At 64.4% G+C, this 21,260-nt stretch carries 18 protein-coding genes and 3 pseudogenes; 11 read left to right on the forward strand and 10 right to left on the reverse strand.

Going from position 1 to position 21,260, the window contains the following annotated elements; translation table 11 throughout:
* Nucleotides 1–4: 4 nt before the first annotated feature.
* Genes BTO20_RS32430 through BTO20_RS32440 form a run of 3 tightly spaced genes read right to left on the reverse strand, consistent with a single transcriptional unit; the run spans nucleotide 5 to nucleotide 3,455 of the window.
* Nucleotides 5–562, reverse strand: coding sequence for a (2Fe-2S)-binding protein (locus tag BTO20_RS32430; RefSeq protein ID WP_087080074.1), 558 nt, complete (start codon nucleotides 560–562; stop codon nucleotides 5–7).
* Entirely contained in the window at nucleotides 559–1,443 is an 885-nt protein-coding gene (locus BTO20_RS32435; RefSeq protein WP_087080076.1) for an FAD binding domain-containing protein, read from the reverse strand. Before BTO20_RS32435 ends, BTO20_RS32430 begins: the two co-directional genes overlap by 4 nt.
* Nucleotides 1,444–1,451: 8 nt before the next feature.
* Nucleotides 1,452–3,455, reverse strand: coding sequence for an SCP2 sterol-binding domain-containing protein (locus BTO20_RS32440; protein WP_087080078.1), 2,004 nt, complete (start codon nucleotides 3,453–3,455; stop codon nucleotides 1,452–1,454).
* Nucleotides 3,456–3,674: 219 nt separating this feature from the next.
* On the opposite strand from BTO20_RS32440, the gene BTO20_RS32445 reads away from it, so the two are divergent.
* The 8 genes and pseudogenes from BTO20_RS32445 to BTO20_RS40780 all read left to right on the forward strand — a co-directional run.
* Nucleotides 3,675–4,358: a GntR family transcriptional regulator gene (locus tag BTO20_RS32445; protein ID WP_087080080.1), complete on the forward strand. Its 684-nt coding sequence runs from the start codon at nucleotides 3,675–3,677 to the stop codon at nucleotides 4,356–4,358.
* 147 nt (nucleotides 4,359–4,505) lie between these two features.
* The gene (locus tag BTO20_RS32450; protein WP_087080082.1) at nucleotides 4,506–5,675 is read left to right on the forward strand and encodes an XdhC family protein; all 1,170 of its coding nucleotides are present in this window, start codon (nucleotides 4,506–4,508) and stop codon (nucleotides 5,673–5,675) included.
* Nucleotides 5,672–6,682 (forward strand): GTP 3',8-cyclase MoaA, encoded by a 1,011-nt coding sequence (gene moaA, locus BTO20_RS32455; RefSeq protein WP_087080085.1) that lies wholly within the window; start codon nucleotides 5,672–5,674, stop codon nucleotides 6,680–6,682. The genes BTO20_RS32450 and moaA overlap by 4 nt, the downstream gene beginning before the upstream one ends.
* Nucleotides 6,683–6,813: 131 nt before the next feature.
* A complete protein-coding gene (gene hydA / locus BTO20_RS32460) occupies nucleotides 6,814–8,196 on the forward strand; it encodes a dihydropyrimidinase (protein WP_087080086.1) in 1,383 nt (460 codons plus the stop codon).
* A gap of 45 nt (nucleotides 8,197–8,241) precedes the next feature.
* Nucleotides 8,242–9,510: a M20 family metallo-hydrolase gene (locus tag BTO20_RS32465; protein WP_198344147.1), complete on the forward strand. Its 1,269-nt coding sequence runs from the start codon at nucleotides 8,242–8,244 to the stop codon at nucleotides 9,508–9,510.
* 317 nt (nucleotides 9,511–9,827) lie between these two features.
* Nucleotides 9,828–9,959 (forward strand): annotated as a pseudogene (locus tag BTO20_RS41420) (hypothetical protein); the annotation flags it as partial.
* Nucleotides 9,956–10,120 (forward strand): annotated as a pseudogene (locus tag BTO20_RS40775) (L-serine ammonia-lyase, iron-sulfur-dependent, subunit alpha); the annotation flags it as partial. The pseudogenes BTO20_RS41420 and BTO20_RS40775, both read left to right, overlap by 4 nt.
* Nucleotides 10,121–10,327 (forward strand): annotated as a pseudogene (locus BTO20_RS40780) (pyridoxal 5'-phosphate synthase lyase subunit PdxS); the annotation flags it as partial.
* Between the two features lie 344 nt (nucleotides 10,328–10,671).
* Here BTO20_RS40780 and BTO20_RS32475 read toward each other — a convergent pair.
* Both BTO20_RS32475 and nnhA read right to left on the reverse strand, forming a co-directional pair.
* Nucleotides 10,672–11,325: a GntR family transcriptional regulator gene (locus BTO20_RS32475; RefSeq protein WP_087080088.1), complete on the reverse strand. Its 654-nt coding sequence runs from the start codon at nucleotides 11,323–11,325 to the stop codon at nucleotides 10,672–10,674.
* 89 nt (nucleotides 11,326–11,414) lie between these two features.
* Nucleotides 11,415–12,554, reverse strand: a complete 1,140-nt coding sequence (gene nnhA, locus BTO20_RS32480) for a 2-nitroimidazole nitrohydrolase (protein WP_087080091.1) — start codon at nucleotides 12,552–12,554, stop codon at nucleotides 11,415–11,417.
* Between the two features lie 711 nt (nucleotides 12,555–13,265).
* On the opposite strand from nnhA, the gene BTO20_RS32485 reads away from it, so the two are divergent.
* Nucleotides 13,266–13,946: a GntR family transcriptional regulator gene (locus tag BTO20_RS32485; RefSeq protein ID WP_198344149.1), complete on the forward strand. Its 681-nt coding sequence runs from the start codon at nucleotides 13,266–13,268 to the stop codon at nucleotides 13,944–13,946.
* An 8-nt stretch (nucleotides 13,947–13,954) separates the two neighbouring features.
* Here BTO20_RS32485 and BTO20_RS32490 read toward each other — a convergent pair whose 3' ends face one another.
* From BTO20_RS32490 to BTO20_RS32505, 4 genes are read right to left on the reverse strand one after another with little or no spacing between them, the layout of a single operon-like run.
* Nucleotides 13,955–15,064, reverse strand: a complete 1,110-nt coding sequence (locus BTO20_RS32490) for a glycoside hydrolase family 76 protein (protein ID WP_087080095.1) — start codon at nucleotides 15,062–15,064, stop codon at nucleotides 13,955–13,957.
* Nucleotides 15,065–15,079: 15 nt separating this feature from the next.
* On the reverse strand, nucleotides 15,080–15,733 hold the full coding sequence (locus BTO20_RS32495) for a TrmH family RNA methyltransferase (RefSeq protein ID WP_087080097.1): 654 nt from the start codon (nucleotides 15,731–15,733) through the stop codon (nucleotides 15,080–15,082).
* Nucleotides 15,730–16,620, reverse strand: a complete 891-nt coding sequence (locus BTO20_RS32500) for a hypothetical protein (RefSeq protein ID WP_087080099.1) — start codon at nucleotides 16,618–16,620, stop codon at nucleotides 15,730–15,732. The genes BTO20_RS32495 and BTO20_RS32500 overlap by 4 nt, the downstream gene beginning before the upstream one ends.
* Before the next feature lie 6 nt (nucleotides 16,621–16,626).
* The gene (locus BTO20_RS32505) at nucleotides 16,627–17,403 is read right to left on the reverse strand and encodes an SDR family NAD(P)-dependent oxidoreductase (RefSeq protein WP_087080101.1); all 777 of its coding nucleotides are present in this window, start codon (nucleotides 17,401–17,403) and stop codon (nucleotides 16,627–16,629) included.
* Nucleotides 17,404–17,508: 105 nt separating this feature from the next.
* Between BTO20_RS32505 and BTO20_RS32510 the strand changes: the two genes are divergently transcribed.
* Both BTO20_RS32510 and katG read left to right on the forward strand, forming a co-directional pair.
* On the forward strand, nucleotides 17,509–17,961 hold the full coding sequence (locus BTO20_RS32510; RefSeq protein ID WP_087080103.1) for a Fur family transcriptional regulator: 453 nt from the start codon (nucleotides 17,509–17,511) through the stop codon (nucleotides 17,959–17,961).
* A 34-nt stretch (nucleotides 17,962–17,995) separates the two neighbouring features.
* Nucleotides 17,996–20,230 carry a catalase/peroxidase HPI gene (katG, locus tag BTO20_RS32515; protein WP_087080105.1) on the forward strand — a complete coding sequence of 745 codons (2,235 nt, stop codon included), beginning with the start codon at nucleotides 17,996–17,998 and terminating at the stop codon, nucleotides 20,228–20,230.
* 68 nt (nucleotides 20,231–20,298) lie between these two features.
* On the opposite strand, the gene ttfA is transcribed toward katG, so the two are convergent.
* Entirely contained in the window at nucleotides 20,299–21,159 is an 861-nt protein-coding gene (ttfA, locus tag BTO20_RS32520) for a trehalose monomycolate transport factor TtfA (RefSeq protein ID WP_087080108.1), read from the reverse strand.
* Nucleotides 21,160–21,260 lie beyond the last annotated feature (101 nt).

Consider the following 21,260-nt stretch of genomic DNA (forward strand, 5'->3'; position numbering starts at 1 on the left):
TCGGTCACTGTGACTCCTTCTGCGTCATTCCAGCCTTGGCTAGTGCCTCGACCAACTTCACGTAACCAGTACAGCGACAGAGATTTCCGGCGAGTTCCTCGGCGATGACTTCGGCGCCGGCCTGGGGGTGCTCCCGAAAGATGGCGTCGCAGGCCATGAGCACACCGGGCGTACAGTATCCGCACTGGATTCCGCCACCGTCGACCATGGCCTGCTGCATCGAGCTGGGAACACCGTTGCGGGACAATCCCTCAACGGTGGCGACATCCTTGCCCTCGGCGCGCAGCGACGGATACATGCAGGAATAGACGGCCTGCCCGTCTACCTGAACTGTGCACGTGCCACAACCACCGGTGTCACACCCACGCTTGGTGCCGGTGAGGTTGAGTCGGTCCCGCAGAACGGAGTTCAGGCTTTCATAGGGTCCGACAGCGACCGCATGCGACTCGCCGTTGACGACGATGTTGAGCACCCGGGTGCGTGCGGTTTTAGGAGGCGCGGGTTCGTCAGTTCTCGGCGCTGTCCGCGGGGCGGCGTGTCGGGGGTCGTTGGTGCGGGTCATCGGATTCTCCTTGCTGCTTGTTTCAGGCACCGGGCGACATAGACCTTGAGCAGGTGGTTGCGGAACTTTGCCGAACCACGGAAGTCGCTGAAAGCGCGAACGTCGTCGGCGACGTGTGCCACGGCCTTCTCGATGACCTGGTCCTCGACCGGCGCTCCGAGCAGGGCATTCTCGACAGTTATGGCGCGGGTGACCTTGCGGCCGATTCCACCACCGAGCGCGATGCGGACCGACGTGAACCGGCCGGCGTCGACGCTTACCTGCACACCGATGCTGACCAGCGCCCAGTCGACTGAGTTTGACTCGAACTTCTGGAAAGATCCCGACGAATTATGCACTGGCAGCGTGAATTCCGCCTCCGTGAGGAACTCGCCGAATCGGAGGTCCGGCAGGAAGAAGTCGTGGAAGAAATCCTCGATCGGTATGGTGCGCGGCGCCCGCGTCACAGCGTGCGTGGTGACCCTCGCGTCGAGCGCGACCAGCGCTGCCGGCAAGTCGAAGAACGGCAGGCTCGAGCAGATGGACCCGCCGACGGTCCCGACGTTGCGGATCTGCATGGGTCGGATGCCGGCGATCGCATCGGTGATGATCGCCAGGGTCGACGGGTGGTGTGCTGAAATATATTCCGCCAATTCGGTAAAGGTGATCGTCGCTCCCAGATGCATGGCTCCGGTCGCCTCAGCGATCTGGCGCAGCGGAAGCCGAGTGACATCGAGCAGAGTGCGGACGTCTCCCATCGCACGGCGGTACGCCAGCTCGTGAACGGTTGTCCCACCGGCGATCACCCGAGCCTTGTCGCCCTGCTCTGCCAGCGTTGTCAACACCTCATCGATCGAAGTCGGGAAGCGGTAGTCCTCGGGTTGAAACAACAGTGTCGGCATCGGATTTCCTACATCACTCGAAGGGCGATCGGGGCAAGCTTGTGCAACGGTTTGAAGATGAGCGGATGGCACTCCTGAACTTTCTCGCCGAGGTAGCGGAACCGGGTCGCGTCCGCAGGCGGCCCGTATACCTCGTACTTCTTGTTCATGTACGACTCGTCGGCAACACCGGTGTCGAGCATCATCGTCAGAAACAGCTCCGCCGGCGCCTCGATGACGACATCGGCGTTCACAGCCTGTCCGCGTACGACTCGTGCTCGTCCTTCCTCGACGACGATGTGGAACGCCCGTTCGCCTTCAAGGTCGAACTGCAGCGTCTTGTCCCAGCCCTCCAACAGCGACGCGACCTCAGGTGTGCGATTGAGGAAGTAGGTGAAAACCCTCATGGCCAGTTGACATTTCAAGGTGGTTTGGATCCTTTCGGCGGTGGTCGCCTCGTGGTGCGCTGCCTCGAGGAACTGGCGACTGGCGGCAGCACACTCACAGCAGATGGCCTGGTGACCGGTACTGGGATCGCGATCCATCTCCTGAGCGACATAGGAGTGACCACAGTGGTGACACCTGATGCGTGATTCCCAAGCGTCGGCAACCTCGCTACGCGGGTCCGCCGGTCGCGACAGTACAAAGCTGGCATCACCCTTGATCAGCAGTGCCACGCTGTACACCACGAACGACACGACCACGGCCCCGGGCGCAAACCACGTCAGGCCGACCGAACCGCCCCAGTTGAGCAATACAACCCCGACAGCGGTGCCGGCCACCCAGGCGATCACGCCGGTCCAATTCACCGTGAGCACCCGGCCGGGCCGGTACTCAACGTTCTCCGGTGGGATGCCTTGGACTTTTGCCCACAGCATGTATGCGAGGACCGCACCCACCCAGGCGACCGTGATGATTCCGCTGTACTGCAGGGCAATAGACAGCTTGTGCAGCAGGTCCTGCAGCATGAGCAGGTAAACCAGGGCGCCGAGGACGACCACCCAGACCCAGCGCGGGATGCTTCGTGGGATTACCCGGCCGACAAGATTCGCCAGATTGCTCGATGCCACATAGTAATTCGCGGTGTTGATCCGGCTCTGCGTGACCCAGATCAGGGCCACCGCCCAGACCCCCATCAGTGCGAGCATGCCGTCGACCGCGGACAACTCGGTGAGCTCGCCGACAACCAGGTGCTCGGCAAGGAAGATCCCGACCACTGCGTTGACGAACAGTGTGAAGCCGTGGAACACAGGGCCGAAGGTGAACCATCGGTGAAACCTCAGATCCTCGACCTTTGCCTGACGCGCAAGGTCCCCGGTGAACATCATCAGCACCCACACACCCATGTAGAGCGAGAAGCTGTAGACCCAACCCGGCCCCGCGACGGTCGAGGTGCCCTGACCGCTGAGCCAATCTGCTTTGTACCCGCGTTCACTGATTGTCCACACCACCGCGGCGACGAGCCCGATGATGTAGATCGGCAGCAGTGCGCCGTTGAACTTGTCGAGGAAAACCCGCACACCGCCGACCGCCAAGGGCACGCTGTACAACACAACGATCAGGTACCAGATGCTCAGGGACGGTCCACCGAACTCCACCGAGAATGCGTGCGCGACGACAGCGCCCTCGAAGGTGGCGTAGAACGTCGCGATCGCGAACAGCACCAGAGTGGCGATGACACCGCCGCGGAGCCCGAAGATCATGCGGGAGAACATGTTTACGTTCGTCCCTGTCCGAGCGGCGTACGTCGCCATGGCCGAACAGATGCCGCTGTAGGCGAAGACCGACAGGCCTGCTCCGATCAACGCGTCTCGCGGTCCGACCTGTACCGCGGCGACGCCCGCGGTCAACAACCATGCCATCGCGCTGGCCAGGGCGTACCACGCCATGGACATCGACCAGCGACCGGCTCGCCAGGTCATCGGGACGACATGTGCCGCGTAATCGTCGATCTTCTGCCGCTGCACCACCACGGGGTCGTCGGTGAACGATTCCTGCAGCAGTGGAAGCTTTCTGGGCTTCGCTGACGTCATATGTGTACTTCCTATGTGCGCGGCAACCAATTCGTGCGGGACGTGAGTCCGTGACGGGCCAACCGCAGGCCGATGGGAGATGAATCACACAAACGATTGCGACAATGATGCTCCCGATCCGACATCCAGTCAAGGTTTGGTATTCCAAACCCTGCGACAGATTCCAGAACCCGATCGAATGAACAGGCGGGCACCGACGGGTCTGCCACACTTTGACGCATGGCGACAAACGCTCCGGAACCACTGGCTGGCGCCCCTGCCCCCAGCACAGCGCTGGCCGCGATGCGCGAAGAGGTGACCCAGGAGATCCGACGCCAGGTCATCGAGGGCGAACTCCGTCCCGGCGACCGCCTCGTCGAGCGTTCCGTCGCCGAACAGCTCGGGGTATCACGTAGCCCCGTCCGGGAAGCGCTGCAAGTTTTGATCTTCGAAGGCTTTCTGGTCGCCGAGACCCCGCGCAAAGTAACGGTCCGCCGCTGGACCCGCCGGGACGTCGAGAACCTCTTCGAAGTCCGCGAAGCACTCGAACCGTCTGTGACCGCACTCGCCGCACGTCGTGCGACACCGGAAGACATCGACCGGCTGAACCACCTCTTGGACGAAACCCGCTCGGCCACCGACGAAACAGTGCTGCACCGGCTCAGCGCCGACTTCCACGACGTCGTTTCCGAGATCGCGGCCAACGAACAGTTGCATCGCCTGATCCAGCCGCTGCAGGGGCGCATGCGGTGGCTCATGCAACAGAACGAGGACTGGTCCAGACTGCTGGACGAGCACGCAATCCTCGTGCAGCTCATTGCATTTCACAACGAGTCTGCAGCGCGTGAGTTCGCGATCGGACACGTCAGGCACAGCTGCAAACTCGCGCTGGCCAGCCTGTTCCCCGGCGAGTCCGGCGACTGAGGCACGCAGTCAGCCCCACGTGGACATCGATGCCTTCGGGTGCTCCCTTGTCGAACGCGGCGACGGGACGTAGAGTCCGTTTTGGCATTCCAAACGATTGCGGTTCATCGCCACCCTCCCGCAGTCGATTGTCGAACGGAGGCGCTGATGCGCGACATCCTCACCGAACTGTCCGACTGGCAGCGCTCGCGGACGCGGTTCGCGGTGGCCTCCATCGTTCGGACCTGGCACTCCGCGCCACGCGGAACTGGGGCGTCGATGGCGGTCTCTGAGGCCGGTGACGTCGTGGGCAGCATCTCCGGCGGGTGCGTCGAAGGCGCGGTGTACGCCGTGGCGGAGGAAGTGCTCGCAACGGGACAACCACAGTTGGTGCGCTATGGGATCAGCGACGAAGACGCCTTCGAGACGGGCCTGACCTGTGGAGGGATCCTGGAGGTGTTCGTTCGGCCGGCTCCCGACGACCACTCCGTTGACCTAAGGGCGTTAGGCACGGATCGCATCAGTGCCGCACCGGCTGCTGTCATCACTCGCGTTGCAGGTGGTTCCGAGGCGCCCGAGGCCACCCCGGGCGAGCACATCGGCGCCCACCTTCTCCTCGGCCCGAGCGGGCTCAGCGGATCGTTCGGCGATCGGGATACCGACACGATGGTCACGAACTCGGCACGCGCCCTCCTAGATCGGGCGGCGGACGGCGTGATCGAGTGCGGGCGCAACGGCGCAGCTTGTGGGGAACAGGTGTTCCTCGTACAGAGTTTCGCTCCCCGCCCACGGATGATCGTGTTCGGCGCCATCGACTTCGCGCGGGCCGTTACCGAGATCGGAAGGTTCCTCGGTTACCACGTCACGGTCTGCGACGCGCGTCCGACATTCACTACGGTGGCCCGCTTTCCGGCAGCCGACGAGGTCGTGGTGTCCTGGCCCCATCTCTATCTTCAGGAAACCACTACCGACGAACGCACAGTCATTTGCGTTCTCACCCACGACGAGAAGTTCGACATCCCCGTACTCACCACCGCCCTGCGCCTGCCGGTGGCGTACGTCGGAGCGATGGGAAGCCGCAGGACCCACCACAAGCGCCTCGCCGCGCTACGTGAATGTGGCGTCACCGAAACCGAACTCGCGTCCCTGCACTCGCCCATCGGACTCGATCTGGGTGCGCATACCCCTGAGGAGACAGCGGTGTCGGTTGCGGCAGAGATTATCGCCGAGGCCCGGGGCGGCAGCGGTGCGCGGCTCCGGAAATCGAAGGGCGCGATCCATCCCGCCAACGAGTCCATCCGGGTAACCTCACAGCCTCTGGAACATCTCGTCCGATGACGATGGAGCGCACGCCCTCGGTTCTCCGGGACAAGTTCGGCAGAGTTGCCACCGACCTGCGAGTGTCATTGACCGACCGATGCAACCTGCGTTGCCGCTACTGCATGCCTGCGGAAGGGCTGGACTGGCTACCTGGTGCTGAGATCCTTTCCGACGACGAACTATTCGCACTTATCCGGATCGCCGTGGAAAGACTGGGAGTGCGAGAGGTGCGATTCACGGGGGGCGAGCCGCTCCTGAGACAGAGGCTCGTCGACCTGCTCGCGCGTATCAAGAAGCTCACCCCGACGCCGCAAATGTCACTCACCACCAACGGAATACACCTTGGACGCCACGCCAACGCGCTGGCCGATTCCGGGCTCGACCGCGTCAACGTATCGCTGGACACGCTCGACAGGGACCGGTTCGTGGCCATCACCCGCCGCGATCGGCTCGACGACGTTCTCAGCGGTCTAGCGGCGGCCGTGCAAGCCGGACTCACTCCGGTCAAGGTGAATGCCGTCCTGCTGCGTGGCATCAACGAATCCGATGCCGTGCCGCTGCTTCGCTACTGCCTCGCGAACGGCTATCAGCTGAGATTCATCGAACAGATGCCGCTCGACGCACAGCGGCAATGGAGCCGGTCCGAGATGATCTCCGCGGACGAGACCCTGCGGCTCCTCGGCAGTACATTTCACTTGTCGCGTGCACCGGAACCACGCGGATCAGCACCGGCCGAGGAGTTTTTGGTCGACGGGGGGCCCGGAAGGGTCGGCATCGTGGGTTCGGTTACCCACCCGTTCTGTCGGGCATGTGATCGCACGCGACTGACCGCCGACGGCCAGGTCCGCAGTTGTCTGTTCAGCCAGCAGGAAACTGACCTGCGCTCGATACTTCGCCGAGGTGGCAGCGAGGACGAAATCGTCCACGCCTGGCGGGCGGCCATGTTGGGAAAGCTCGCCGGTCACGCCATGGACTCCGACGGGTTCGTCCAGCCGGTTCGTCCCATGAGTGCCATCGGCGGCTGATCCCGACCGCGAGTGAGTGGACTGCGCCCCGGAAGGCGAACGTCTGCACATACCAATTCGACTGAGAACAGCAGAAATTGAGTCCGGGATCACTGTCACTGCTGATCCCGCCCAACAACGAGGAGTAGCACATGACCGCATACACATTACTGACCGGCGGGACCGTGGTGAACAGCACGACGACAGTAGATGCCGACGTGCTCATCAAGGACGGCACGATCGTAGCCGTCGGCAGTTTCGACGGTATCGCGATCGACGGATTGGATCGTATCGACCATTCAGGTTCACTGTTGGTCCCCGGTGGTGTAGACGTTCACACTCATATCGATTCCCCGATGATGGGCACGGTCACCGCTGATGACTTCGAGAGCGCCACCCGGGCAGCGGCCTGCGGCGGCACGACCGCGGTGGTCGACTTCGCGATGCAACTGCCCGGCAAGACCCTCTTGGAATCGCTGGAGGCCCACCACGCAAAGGCGCAGGGCAAGGCGGTCATCGACTACGGGTTCCACATGTGCGTGACCGATCTGTACGACAACGCCGTCGATGAGTTTCCGGAGATCGTGCAGTCCGGGGTCAGCAGCTTCAAGGTGTTCATGGCCTACCGTGGCACCTTGATGCTGCACGACGGGGCGTTGTTCGATGTCCTGCGGGAGTCGAGCAAGGCCGGCGGGCAAGTCTGCGTACATGCAGAGAACGGCGATGTGATCGACCGGCTCGCGGCCGACCTGATAGCGGACGGACGGACCGGGCCGGCCTCACACGAGATCTCGCGGCCGCCTTCGACGGAGGTCGAAGCTGTCCGCCGGGCAATCCGCATCGCCCGGATGGCCGATGCACCATTGTATTTCGTGCACCTTTCTACTGAGGGTTCGGTCGAGGCCGTAGCAGAAGCACGGGCCAACGACTGGGCGATCGCCGGTGAGACCTGCACCCACTACCTGACACTGGACCGGGCACTCTACGACCAGCCGGGGTTCGAGGCTGCGAAGGTGGTCCTCACTCCCCCGCTGCGCACACAGACGCACCGCGACGCGTTGTGGCGAGGATTGCGCGCCGGCTCGCTCGGGGTCGTAAGCTCTGACCACTGCCCCTTCTGCCTCGCAGAGAAGCGGCGCCTGGGCGAACACGACTTCCGCCTGATTCCCAACGGCGGACCTGGTGTGGAACACCGGATGATGGTGATGTACTCCGAAGGCGTTGTGCAAAATCGGATTTCGATGCAGAAGTTCGTCGATCTGACCTCGACCGCACCTGCCCGACAGTTCGGCCTGACTTCCAAGGGCGCGATCGCCGCCGGCTTTGACGCCGACATTACGGTGCTCGACCCCCGGGGCCGCACGACAATCTCCGCGGCCACCCAACAACAGCGGATGGACTACACGCCTTACGAGGGCTGGACCATTCCGGGTGCCGTGACCGCCGTCTACTCCCGCGGGGAACTCATCGCCAAGGATGGACAGTACATCGGCGAATCCGGCCGTGGACGCTTCGTCACCCGGGCCGGCCAGTAGTCGGTCCCATCTCATCACCGTTCTCGACCACTCTTAGGAATTTCGTTGTCCACAAGAACATTCGAGCCACTGGCCGGGCGAATCGAGTCCGACATCGTCGAACTTTCGATGTTGCGCGAACCCGACCAACATGGCTGGACACGGCAGGTGTTCAGCGAACCGTACAGATCGTCGCGCGACCTGGTCGCTGCGAAGATGCGTCGCTGCGGTCTCGAGGTACACACCGACCCGGCCGGGAACATCGTCGGGGTTCTGCGCGGAAGCTCGCCCGGCGCACCGGCACTCATCACAGGTTCGCACACCGACACCGTCACAGGGGGAGGCCGCTTCGACGGCATCGTCGGTGTGATGGGTGCCCTCGAGCTGGTGCGACAACTGCGGGAGAATGACATCACACTCACGCGAGATCTGATCGTGGTCGATTTCCTCGGAGAGGAGTCCAACGACTGGGGCCTCAGTTGCCTCGGCAGTCGATCGCTCGCGGGCGAGTTGACGGCAGCGGACCTGGAGCGCAGAGACGGCCAGGGCCAGCGACTCGGTGACCGGTACGACACTTTCGGGCTGGACCCTTCTGCGGCGATTTCTGCCCGGTGGCTGCGCAATACCCCATTGCACAGCTACGTCGAACTGCACGTCGAACAGGGTCCTGTGCTCGAGCGTCACGAAACGCAGATCGGTGTGGTGACCGCGATCGCGGGCATCGAGCGCGTACTCGCGATGTTCCTCGGCAGACCCGATCATGCTGGGACGAGGCCGATGGACGATCGCCGGGACGCGATGGTCGCGGCCGCGCGCGCTGTGCTCGCGGTACAGCGAATCGGTTGTGGTGCACCGTTACACGGCGTGGCCACCACGACCCGGCTTGCGAACGGTATGGCATCACCGAACGTCGTGCCCGGCGAGGTCCAGATGCGAGCCGAGTTCCGTAGCATCGACACCGAGTGGCTCTCATTGGCCAAGCAGCAGGTCGTGACCGACATCGTCGATGAAGCGCGTTCGGAAGGAGTGGACGTCGAGTTCGACTGGACCACCGACAACGAGATCGTCCATTCGGCGCCGCAGATCCAGGATCTCGCCGCTACATCGGCAGAACAGTCAGGTCTCTCATGGAAGGCGGTACCCAGTGGGGCTACCCACGATGCGGTCCATCTCGCCCGACTGTGCCCCATGGGCATGATCTTCGTCCCGTCCCGAGCGGGACGCAGTCACTGCCCCGACGAATGGACAGACTTCGCCGACATTGCAGCGGGTGTTCAGGTTCTTTCGGCAACCATCACCGCACTCGATGCGGCCGATTCCGTTTCGTCCGCCTGACAGGCCAGGGTCAGCACCATCGAGGGAGGCGCCTGTGTCCTCCATCGACCATCTGTCAGCATCGCCGTTGCGAAAGTGTAAGTAAGACAGCGGAATCGGTTAGAGACGATTTTGCGGTCGCGGTGCAACGTGAATCACCACAACTGTATACGCCACTGACTCGCGGCGGGAGAACCGGTACTTACCCAAGCTGTAGAGCTCATCGCACCGACTCTTAGGTTTCGGGATAGAGCTGGGAGGGCGTCCCGTATCGATGTCCAGCCGGACACTGCCTTACTGCCTGCCCGGTGGTGGCCTCGTTGCGGGCGACCACGTACTGGCCGCCGGTGCGGAGGATCGACGGGGTGCACGGTGACCGCAATCTCGTGTGTTCATGCCCACCTCCGGAAGCCTTTGCAAAACAGTCTGATCCGAAGATCGGCGGCGACTCCCGAAAGGTTCTCAAATGACCTCCGCCATAGGTGGCGCAGCCGACCCTGATGACACCGCGATCCCTTCCAGGCCGGCCGCGGACGCGACCGGCACCCTGTGCGAGGAGCCTGCACCGATATCAGGGGCCGAGGCGGGCTGCCAAGGTGAGGTGGGCTCGGCTGCATCGCTGGCGGCAGCCCTGCTTGCCGAGGGTGTGTTCGTCGGATCCGGCATCTTCAAGTCGGGCAACCCGGCTGCGCGGGCCGCGGCGATCGTGAAGGCCACCACGTTCCACGACGACTCCGACGTGCTGGCCAAGGTGTCGCGCGGGCTGGGTGAGGCCATGGTCGGCATCAACGTCGACGACATCCCACAACCGCACAGGCTCGCCGAGCGCGGCTGGTAGCACCGCGGAACCGGCTAACGGAATGGACACGAATGAACGTCACGTGCTCCGATACGTCCTGTCGTGGGCACCTTACGGAGGACCGCCCGCCGACGAGACCTTCATAGAGTTCGGCATCACAACATCTGTTCTGCGCGAACGATTCTCCAGAATCGTAAATCGCGAACTCACCGAAACCGGCGCCCGGTCGTACGAAGATCGCCTACTCATCGCGGAGGCACGTGCCTACGAGCTGAGACCTCGCGCACGCCATGATTGGTGACCGAGACTACTTCCGTGCACATACGTTGCAGTAGCGGAGGTTGTCGACTTTGTGGACAGTCGAAGCCGATCGCATTGCGAGGCTATCCCGGAGGACTCCCGTAACAGTACGACAGCACATGTTCGCGGACGAGGCGTTCGACATCGGGATCACGAGTCTTGAACGCCTCGACAATTGCGTCGTGGTCGTCCACGTTTTCCTGGAGTTGTGTTCGAAGCATCCGAAGCGAGACGTTTGTCCAAACTTCGATCCCGAGAGATTCCCACACTGACAAAAGGACACGATTGCCTGAACTGGCAACTATCTCGCGATGAAAGGCGACGCTGGCGCGCACCTGCATCTCGATATCACCCTCGTCAGCTGCCCGGCGAATCGCGTCGGCACAGCGTTGCAGTGCAGAGGTATCCTCGGCAAGCCTGTCAGCCGCCAAACTAGCCGCCAGACCCTCCAAGTTCGCTCGAACTGGATACAGTTCGAAAAGATCGTCGGGGCCGATATCACGAACGCGTGCGCCCTTGTTCGGCACAGACGTGACAAGCCGCAATGCCTCCAGATCCCGGAGCGCTTCCCGAACCGGAGCCTGGCTGACATTGAGTTCCGCGGCAACATGGCGTTCTACGATCCGATCACCCGGACTCCAGCGGCCGCGAACCAGTCCGTCTATGAGAACCTGCAGAATCTGTTCCCGTAGAGGCAATCCTCGGACTGGCGGCGAGGACTCGCCAATATTGGGCATAGCAATACAGTCTAGGGAACGCCGCGGGCGGTTAATGCGGGGTGCGGCTTGGTTGCCCAAACCGCACCCCGTCACGGTGGTAGTCGCTCCTAACGCCAAACCCGGTTGCGGACGTCAGCGAGCGTCGGGCCGGGCTCACGGTTGATCTGCATCACGCGGCACTTGATTCCGCCGCATGCCTTGCGAATCTCTGTGCCGGTGACTTCGATGACCTCGACCCCAGCGTCCCGGATCTTCTGATTGGTCTTGTGGCAGTCTGCGTGGGCGATCACCTTGCCCGGCTCGAGCAGCAAGACGTTGCACGGAGCGAGGAACTCGCGCTGCTCGTCAGGATCGGCCTCGATGAGCTCGAAGTTATTGTCATACAGCCAAGTACGCGCATCCCAATCCAGTGCCGCCGGCGAGACCACGAGCTTGCCGACATCGATTGCGTTGATATTGATATCGGGGTGCGCGCACGCGCCCGTGGCCTTGTTGAAGAACCCTTCCACTGCAGGCCGCAGCTGGAGGTTGTGAAACTCCTCGGTACCACTGGTCTTCGAGATGGCAGCGACCAACTGATCAGTCCCACGCTGGTCGTAGGAGGCCGACAAGCAGGTGACGAGAACCTCGTCAGCGATCATATTGCATGCACCCGGCTCCATTGCGCCCTCTGTGATGGCAACGAGCGGAGGGATGTTGAGGGTGTTCCACGCCCACTTCGCCAAGTACTCACTGACGCCGACCATGCCCGGCAGGAAGCCGAAACGCGAGATGACCGAGCCACCCCGCCAGATCGATCCCCACGACAAGAACACATGACCCATCAAGGGGCCGTATGGATTCGCGGGTTCCTCCGGATAGTCAACCCAGTGCACTTTGATGCCGTTGTTCTCGAATGCCGTTGCCAGCTCTTCGGTTTCGCGCTGGAATGCGGCGAGATCAACTGGGCCGCGGTCTGGAACACCCATCAATCCCTGAAAGAAGGACGGAGATTCCTTGTATTGCGAACTCTGATCGTGCAGCGTGTACTTGGTCGGCATGTGAAGTGCCACCTCAGTGAGGCGACCAATCCCGTTGAAACCGAACGTACGCCCAGCGACAGGTTCCGCCTGATGCGTCCGATAATCGGCCTCGTGTGTGGCACGCACGAATTCGTAGGTGCTGATGCCGTCTTTGTACTGCGGGATGTCTGAAAGCCGCCAATCACCGTAACCGCGTGAAGACGGCCTCTTGTCAACAGTGGTCATTCTGCTTAACCCCTTTGCTTGCCATGTAGAGGGAAGGGAGCCGGGTCTGGAATGCAAGACCCGTCAGATGCGTGACTTACGTCACACGCCAATTTTGCGCAATGATCGATCATTTGTCAATGTTGATTCATGCCCGACTTAAAGGCATCACGTACCCGCACTCCGCCACGTCACAGCGCACACTTGGATCACGCACGCTAATTAGCGGTGCGCAGCCCGAAGTTGGGCTCACATATCCCCCAGCCGACACAACGCGAGTGTTGGCTGCTACACCTTCACAGGTGCGTCGCAGCCATGTCGGTGCGCGCGGGAAGACTGGCCTGCTCAATTCGCCGGCGCGGGTGTCCCTGTCGACGACGACCAGAACCGCAGAATCCCAACGGAATTGGGCCAGCGCCCACCCTTCGGCAATCCCACCGCCTCGCCTCCATTTCACGCATGTAGCTGATGCATCAGGCAAAAACCTCAGGGACCGATAAGACGGCCGCCTAGCCCGTCACACGACCTGCCCATCGCATCGGCGCCTTCGCCCTGCCCGCTTCCGACTGCCTCACCTCACGCACCGATGGACGGCCGTACTCCAGATGTATCCACGATCAGCGGGGGACTAAATGAACCGGACCCTTTCCGGTGAGCGGACAACCGGCTGACTAGCCTTGATCAGCCGGGCCCGGTCATCGTCGGCCTGCCGCCCGGCGGGGAGGGCGAAGCATGTCGACAGACCGGGCGCATGGAGGCGAGAGCACCACCTCCATGTCGCAGGTGGCGGCACACGCCATACGCGAGGGCATCATCGAGGGCCGGTACCCGCCGAGCAGCCGGCTGCGCGAGCGCGACCTCTCGGAAAACCTGCAGATGTCCCGGATACCCGTACGCGAGGCGCTGCGCCAGCTCGAAGTCGAAGGCTTTGTGACCACCAGCCCGAACCGTGGTGCGGTGGTCACCCAACTGACAGTGCGCGACGTCGTCGAACTGTTCGATCTGAGGGTGTCACTCGAGGTGCTGGCCGCGCGGCAAGCGGCTCTCGCGAGCGCCGGAGGGCGCGCCGGGGACAAACTGCAGCAGATCGTCGTCGCCGCCCTGCGTGCCACCCGCTCGGGCGACGTCGTCGCGATCCGCCAGACCAACACCGAGATTCACGCCGAGATCGTGGCGATGGCGGGCAATTCGCTGTTGGCCACCACGATGGCGCCGCTGCTGGGCCGCATGCGCTGGGTGTTCGCATTGACCGCCGACCGTGATCCCGAGGTGGAGTACGCAGAGCATCGAGCGCTGTGCGACGCGATCTACGCCGGCAATCCTGATCTGGCCGGTGCGCTCGCGCTGGCCCACATCGAGCACGGGCGGGCGCCGTCGCTGGAGGGTCTGACCAAGGTGCTGCCCGCGTCGTAGCAGGCTGCTCACGCCTCAGTTTCGTCGGCCAGGGTGTGGGCGGCCTCCATCAGCATCCACCCCGACACCTGCACCGACATGTCGCGTTCGGGTATCGCCGAAGCGTTGACCGCGCCCTCGACGAACTCGGCCTCCTGCCCCGCGGACGTGGGCACCTCGGCGTTGCGATCCCAGAACGGGCCGAACAACGGGAGGCCGTCGACCGTCTGGCGGTAATCCCACGCCGATTCCGCGGATTTCAGAACCAGCGACCGGGCGGTGTCACGGGCGGCGGCATCCTCGGCGGTGTCACCCGGCAGCGTCGTCGCCACCAGTGCGAGATACCGCGCCAGGATCCCGTTGAACAGCCCGCCGTCGCCGCCACCGGCACCTTTGATGACACCGTCCTCGGTCATCTCTTTGGCTACCGCCGCGACGAGTCGACGCACCCGCTCGGAATGCCTGGGGTCCTGAGTGCGCACCGCAAGCTCCACCTCAAGGCCGAGCACCACACCCTGGCAGTAGGTGTACTGCGCCCGCACCATCGAACCGGCCTTGATGCCGTCGAACACCAGGTGAGTTTCCGGGTCGATCAGCGTGTCGTCGATCCAGTCGGCCATCTGCTGGGCGCGGCGCAACCGATCGTCGTAGCGGGCCAGGAAGATGCCGGCCGGGCCGTTGGCCGGGGCATTGAAGAACTGGTCCTGCTTGCGCCATGGGATTCCGCCGCCGTCCTCGGGCACCCAGGCGTTGACGAACTGCTCACACAGCTTCTTGAGCGCACCCCGTTTCTCGACCCCCGCCAGCCGTCCCGCCCGTTCCAAAGCCAGTGCCAGCCAAGCCATGTCGTCGTAATAGTCGTTGGTCCACCCGGTGTTGCGCAGATGGTGCGACCGGATCTGCCGTTCGATCCGCAGCTTGCGGTCCGGCTGCGGATCCCGCACCTGCGCATCGACCAGGCAGTCGAGCAGGTGCGCCTGCCACCAGTAGTGCCAGGTGCCGAAATGCCGATACTTCGGCGTCGACGGCCAGGCCACCACACCGAGTTGAGTACCCGGCAGGTACCAGAGTTTGCTCAGATGTCGTTGGATGATCGCAGCTTCGGCGCTGCCCGCGCGGTTGGCCCATAGCTGATCCATGACCCCGATCCTGCCCTACCAGGCCGCCGAAATGTCGGCGTGTCGAGTGATCCAGGCGTGCATGGCGATTCCGGCAGCAACTCCGGCGTTGATGCTGCGGGTCGATCCGAACTGCGCGATCGACACCGTCAGCGCCGCGCCGGCCTGCGCTTCCGGCGTGATTCCGGGGCCTTCCTGGCCGAACACCATCAGGCAGTCGCGCGGCAACTCGGTCTGTTCGAGCCGGGTCGCACCGGGCACGTTGTCCACGGCGACGACGGTGAGTCCCGCCTCGGCGGCGTAGGCCAGCAGTTCGGCGGTGGTGTCGTGGTGGCGCAACCGCTGATAGCGATCGGTGACCATGGCGCCACGCCGGTTCCACCGCCGCCGGCCGACGATGTGGACAGTGTGGACAGCGAACGCGTTGGCGGTCCGCACCACCGCGCCGATGTTCGCGTCGTTGCCGAAGTTCTCGATCGCGATGTGCAGCGCATGTCGGCGTCGGTCGATATCGGCCACGATCGCTTCGCGGGTCCAATACCGATAGGCGTCAACGACATTGCGGGTATCGCCCTCGCGCAGGAGTTCCGGGTCGTAGTGCGCGGCATCGTCTCCCGAGGGCAGCGGTCCAGGCCACGGACCGACGCCGGGTGTCTGTCCCCATTCCGTTGGCCCCAGTGGCTCACTCATGGCTTGGTCCACAGAGCCGCGTGCGTGCCGATCACCGACACCGTGGCGTAGAGGAGTGCAGCGTTGATCTCGCCCTGAGTGCACAGCGAAGTCCGGGTGTTCACCGCTTCGCGCGATGCGTCCGGCAGCAACAGCACCGAAGCCCCGTATGCCGAGCAGGCGTAACTGAGCCCCGGCGGCGGCAGTGTCGGAGCCACCACGACCATCAGCGGCCCGCCGCGTTGCGCCGAGTCGTCCCGGTAACGCTTTGCCAGGCCGTCGATCTCGAGGCCGAGCAGCATGTAGCCATTGCCTTTGAACGCGTCGGGTGCACCCATCGCGGTCGGGGCCAGTTGAGCACCGTCGGCGCCGAACGCGTCGACGGTCGTCGTCTTGATCGCGATGCCGGTGTCGCCGGCGTCGGTGGGCAGCATGCCCACGGGGAAGGCCGCCGGGTAGGCCACGGTGGTCTTCGGGATGCGCTCGCGCGGCGAATAGACATACACCCCGCGGACCTGGCTCTGGTCCCGCAATGGACCCAGACACACTGTGCCACTGAGCTTGTCGGGACCGGAGGCGGCCAGCGGCCGGATACCAAGGCTGCTCACCCCGGTACACCCGGCCAATCCGTTGGCTTCGAGTGGATGCGACAGTGCGCCGTACAGGCCGAACCGGAGGTCCTCGGGTTTGGCTCGTTGGTCACCCGCGGCCGAGGCGTCGACGTCGACGAGGACGTGCTCGCTGTCGAACCGCAGGTTGTTCAACGTGAAATTCCAGCCCAGCACCGCCAGTGAGGCACCGAACGACGCCGTGAGTGCCTCGTAGGTGCGGCGCGGCGCACTGTCAGACGAACAAGCAGTGGCAACGACGAGAAGTACCGCCGTCACCGCCGCGATCAGTGCCCGCACCGTGTCTCAGGTTCTGCCACGGCCCTTGCCTACCACCCTTGTCATGGCACGCACAAAATCGCGCGGCACCAGCCGGCTGCCGGTGGTGAGCACCTTGTACTGCAGACCCGGCACGATGACGACCCTGCCCTTGGCCACCTCGGCAAGGCATTCGCGCACCACGTCGTCGACCTTGAGCCACATGTACGACGGCGTATCCGCCATGTCGATGCCTGCCCGCGCATGGAACTCGGTGCGGACGAACCCCGGGCACAGCGCGTGCACGCCGACCCCGGTACCCGCCAGCCCGTTGGCCAACCCTTCGCTGAACGAGACCACCCACGCCTTGGACGCCGAATACGTCGACCCGCGTCCCGGGATCAGACCTGCAACACTGGCCACGTTGATCACGGTGCCCCTGCCCGCCTCGACCATCGTCGGCAGCGCCGCGTGCGTCAGCTCCATCACGGCGGTGACATTGACATCCAATTGGGCCTGCAGCCGGGCGAATTCAGCGGTCCAGAATTCACCGGACGTGCCGAACGCGGCGTTGTTGACCAGAACCTGCACACCGGACCGCAGCCGTTCGGCGACCTTGGCCCGGTCGGCGGCCACCGCCAGGTCGGCAGGCAGCACCTCGACGCCGACGCCCGCCTCGTCGTGCAATTCGGCTGCGAGCTGTTCCAGGCGGGCGGTGTCGCGGGCGACCAGCACCAGGTCATACCCGTCGCGGGCATATCGGCGGGCGAATCCCGCTCCGAGCCCCGACGTCGGTCCGGTGATCAGCGCGACGGGACGGGACATGCCCGACACACTACTGAACGGTATGCGACGCGATGGCTGCCGGCTTTAAACGCACGACCGCAACTAAACGTTTATCGATTCCAGATAGCGGGCAATAGTGATGCCGTGACGTCAACGGCGGAATATGCGGCGCAACTCCGTGCGGCCCACCTTCGCGTCACCCGGCCGCGCATCGCCGTTCTGGAGAAATTGCGCACCCATCCGCACGCCGACACCGACACCATCTTCAGCGCGGTGCGTGCGGTCCTGCCCGAGGTCTCTCGCCAGACCGTCTACGACGTACTCAACGCCCTCACCTCGGCCGGGCTCCTGCGCCGGATCCAGCCCCTCGGTTCGGTGGCCCGCTACGAGACCCGCGTCGGCGACAACCACCACCACGTCGTGTGCCGCGGCTGCGGCACCATCGCCGACATCGACTGCGCGATCGGCGCTGCGCCCTGCCTGACACCGTCCGACCTCGACGAGGCCATCGACGGTTTCGTGGTCGATGAGGCCGAGGTCATCTACTGGGGCCTGTGCCCCGACTGCTCCGCCCCGGCTTCCCGATCGCACTCCTGATCACAGCCCCATCGACAACCCGGAAGGAAATGTTGTGTCATCCGATACGTCCCACAGCCGCCCACCCCACCCCGACGCCGATACCGCGAGCCGCAGCGAGAGCGAGAACCCGGCCATCGCCTCGCCCAAGCCGCAGTCGCACGCCCCGCTGACCAACCAGGACTGGTGGCCGGAGCAGATCGACGTGTCGCGGCTGCATCCGCACGCCCCGGCGTCCAATCCGCTGGGTGAAAGCTTCGACTACGCAACGGAATTCGCCAAGCTCGACGTCGACGCCCTCAAGGCCGACGTCCTCGACGTGATCACCACGTCGCAGGACTGGTGGCCGGCCGACTACGGCAGCTACGCCGGCCTGTTCATCAGGCTGAGCTGGCACGCCGCGGGCACTTACCGCATCTTCGACGGACGCGGCGGCGGCGGGCAGGGCCTGCAGCGGTTCGCCCCGCTGAACAGCTGGCCCGACAACGCCAACCTCGACAAGGCACGCCGGTTGCTGTGGCCGGTGAAGCAGAAGCACGGCAACAAGATCTCCTGGGCCGATCTGATCATCTTCGCCGGCGACGTCGCCCTCGAATCGGCCGGATTCAAGACGTTCGGCTTCGGCTTCGGCCGCGAGGACGTGTGGGAGCCCGAAGAGGTGCTGTTCGGCGAGGAGGACACCTGGCTGGGTACCGACAAGCGGTACTCCGGCGAGCGTGAGCTGGCGCAACCCTACGGTGCCACCACCATGGGCCTGATCTACGTGAATCCCGAAGGCCCCGAAGGCAATCCGGATCCACTGAAGGCAGCCGTCGACATCAAGGAGACGTTCGGCCGCATGGCGATGAACGTCGAGGAGACCGCGGCGCTGATCGTCGGCGGTCACACCCTGGGCAAGACCCACGGGGCGGGCGACGGCGACCTCGTCGGCCCGGAACCCGAGGCGGCCCCGATCGAACAGCAGGGTCTGGGCTGGAAGTGCCCCTTCGGCTCCGGAAACGCCGGTGACACCATCACCTCGGGCCTCGAAGTGGTGTGGACCCCCACGCCGACCAAGTGGAGCAACTCCTTCCTGGAGATCCTCTACGGCTACGAGTGGGAGCTGACCAAGAGCCCGGCAGGGGCATGGCAGTTCGAGGCCAAGGACGCCGAGGCGATCATCCCGCCGCCGTTCCCCGGCGCGCCGAACCGCAAGCCGACGATGCTCGTCACCGACGTGGCGCTGCGCGTGGACCCGGAGTTCGGCGAGATCACCCGGCGCTGGCGCGACCACCCCGAGGAGCTCAACGAGGCGTTCGCCAAGGCCTGGTACAAGCTGCTGCACCGCGACCTCGGACCGATCTCGCGGTACCTCGGGCCGTGGGTGGCCGAACCGCAGCTGTGGCAGGACCCGGTGCCCCCGGTCGAAGGTGAGCTGATCGACGACGCCGACGCGGCAACACTGAAGGGCAAGATCCTGGATTCCGGGCTCTCGGTTCCGCAACTGGTGAAGACCGCGTGGGCGGCGGCGTCCAGCTTCCGCCGCACCGACAAACGCGGTGGGGCCAACGGCGCTCGGCTGCGGCTGCAACCGCAACGCAGCTGGGAGGTCAACGAACCGTCGGAGCTGGACAAGGTGCTGCCGGTGCTGGAGAAGATCCAGGCCGACTTCAACGCGGCCGGCGCCAAGAAGGTGTCACTGGCCGACGTCATCGTGCTCGCCGGCAATGCCGCGATCGAGAAGGCCGCCAAGGACGGTGGTGTCTCGGTGACGGTGCCGTTCACCCCGGGCCGCACCGACGCCACCCAGGAGAACACCGACGTGGAGTCGTTCGCGGTGCTGGAGCCGCGAGCCGACGGGTTCCGCAACTACGTGCGTGCCGGTGAGAAGGCGCCGCTGGAGCAGCTGCTGCTGGAGCGTGCCTACCTGTTGGGCGTCACCGGACCGGAGCTCACGGTGCTGGTCGGCGGGCTGCGGGCCTTGGGCGCCAACCACGGCGGCAGCAAGCACGGGGTGTTCACCGATCGTCCGGGCACGCTGAGCAACGACTTCTTCGTCAATCTGCTGGACGGTGGCACCGAGTGGACGGCTGCGGAGTCGCAGGAGAACGTCTACGAAGGCCGCGACCGGGCGTCGGGTGACCTCAAGTGGACCGCGACGGCCAATGACCTGGTCTTCGGCTCACATTCGGTGCTGCGTGCCATCTCTGAGGTGTATGCCCAGGCCGACGGTGCGGACCGGTTCGTCAACGACTTCGTCGGCGCGTGGGTCAAGGTGACCGACAACGATCGGTTCGACGTCAAGAAGTGACGCATTGAAGACGCATTGAAAAAGACCACCCCGTGGGCCTGCGGCTCACGGGGTGGTCTTTTCGAGTACTAGCGCTGGTAGTGCGGTGCGTGGCGCCCGTTGCGCGCCTGCGGCGGCGCGGGCCTGCGGATCGTGTCCGAGCGGGCGGGCTCCTGGCGTGGCTGCGTGTAGCGGCTCACGTCACCGCGTCCTGGCGGCGCATCGGCACGGCCCGGCGGCAGCTCGCGCCGACCGGCCGAAGTGGGCTGCAGCGGGCGACTCGGCGACCCGGCCCGACGCACCAGCGCAGCCTGGCTGGCCGGCGCCGACGAGCCGTTCTGCGGAACCGGCGGCAGCACGCGCAGCAGGTCGTTGAACTGCCGCACGGTGCGCAGCCCTTCGTCCCACTGGGCCCGGGTGCTGGTGACAGGCATGCTCACCAGCGTCCAGTGCTGCTCGTTCCACATGATCTCGGCGCAGTCCGGAGCGGTGTGGGCGAACGTCACCATCCGGCGGTCACACGCGCGACGGGCGGCGTCGAGGTTGGTGGAGTACACCATCCGCGGGCCGATCGCGCCGAGCAGCCAGATGTCGCTCTCCCGAGGCTCCTTGATGCCTTTGAGTCGGAGGTCGACGACGACGTTGGTGCCGACCTTGCGGTGCAACGCGATCACCGTGGCGACTTCGTCGATGTCGAAAATGAATACCGCCTCGCCACGAATCTGGCCGAGCACGACATTCTTGGCCGGTACGTCGCCGACAGTCGACATCACCCCGCGCTTCCAGCGCTTGAGGATCTCGTCGGACTCGTGCTCGTAGTCGAAGCCATGCGACTTCGCCCACGACTTGCGGCGTCGCCCCAACCCACGTCGACGGTCGATGTCGACGTACAGCAGCACTGCCGCACCCACGAAACAAAGTGCGGACAGCGTGAACCAGAGCGGGACCATCGGACCTAGCCTACTTGTTGGTAGGCCGGTTGCTCGAACTAACTGAGGTCACAACCCGGTTACGTGCGGTTTCTCTTCCCGCCAGCAGACGCAAACTCGCA

Source organism: Mycobacterium dioxanotrophicus (assembly GCF_002157835.1).
GTDB classification, from domain to species: Bacteria; Actinomycetota; Actinomycetes; order Mycobacteriales; family Mycobacteriaceae; genus Mycobacterium; species Mycobacterium dioxanotrophicus.

Coding starts and splice junctions, on each gene's coding strand:
- BTO20_RS32430 (WP_087080074.1), bottom strand. CDS start 562: ATGACCCGCACCAACGACCCCCGACACGCCGCCCCGCGGACAGCGCCG.
- BTO20_RS32435 (WP_087080076.1), bottom strand. CDS start 1,443: ATGCCGACACTGTTGTTTCAACCCGAGGACTACCGCTTCCCGACTTCG.
- BTO20_RS32440 (WP_087080078.1), bottom strand. CDS start 3,455: ATGACGTCAGCGAAGCCCAGAAAGCTTCCACTGCTGCAGGAATCGTTC.
- BTO20_RS32445 (WP_087080080.1), top strand. CDS start 3,675: ATGGCGACAAACGCTCCGGAACCACTGGCTGGCGCCCCTGCCCCCAGC.
- BTO20_RS32450 (WP_087080082.1), top strand. CDS start 4,506: ATGCGCGACATCCTCACCGAACTGTCCGACTGGCAGCGCTCGCGGACG.
- moaA (WP_087080085.1), top strand. CDS start 5,672: ATGACGATGGAGCGCACGCCCTCGGTTCTCCGGGACAAGTTCGGCAGA.
- hydA (WP_087080086.1), top strand. CDS start 6,814: ATGACCGCATACACATTACTGACCGGCGGGACCGTGGTGAACAGCACG.
- BTO20_RS32475 (WP_087080088.1), bottom strand. CDS start 11,325: ATGCCCAATATTGGCGAGTCCTCGCCGCCAGTCCGAGGATTGCCTCTA.
- nnhA (WP_087080091.1), bottom strand. CDS start 12,554: ATGACCACTGTTGACAAGAGGCCGTCTTCACGCGGTTACGGTGATTGG.
- BTO20_RS32485 (WP_198344149.1), top strand. CDS start 13,266: ATGTCGACAGACCGGGCGCATGGAGGCGAGAGCACCACCTCCATGTCG.
- BTO20_RS32490 (WP_087080095.1), bottom strand. CDS start 15,064: ATGGATCAGCTATGGGCCAACCGCGCGGGCAGCGCCGAAGCTGCGATC.
- BTO20_RS32495 (WP_087080097.1), bottom strand. CDS start 15,733: ATGAGTGAGCCACTGGGGCCAACGGAATGGGGACAGACACCCGGCGTC.
- BTO20_RS32505 (WP_087080101.1), bottom strand. CDS start 17,403: ATGTCCCGTCCCGTCGCGCTGATCACCGGACCGACGTCGGGGCTCGGA.
- ttfA (WP_087080108.1), bottom strand. CDS start 21,159: ATGGTCCCGCTCTGGTTCACGCTGTCCGCACTTTGTTTCGTGGGTGCG.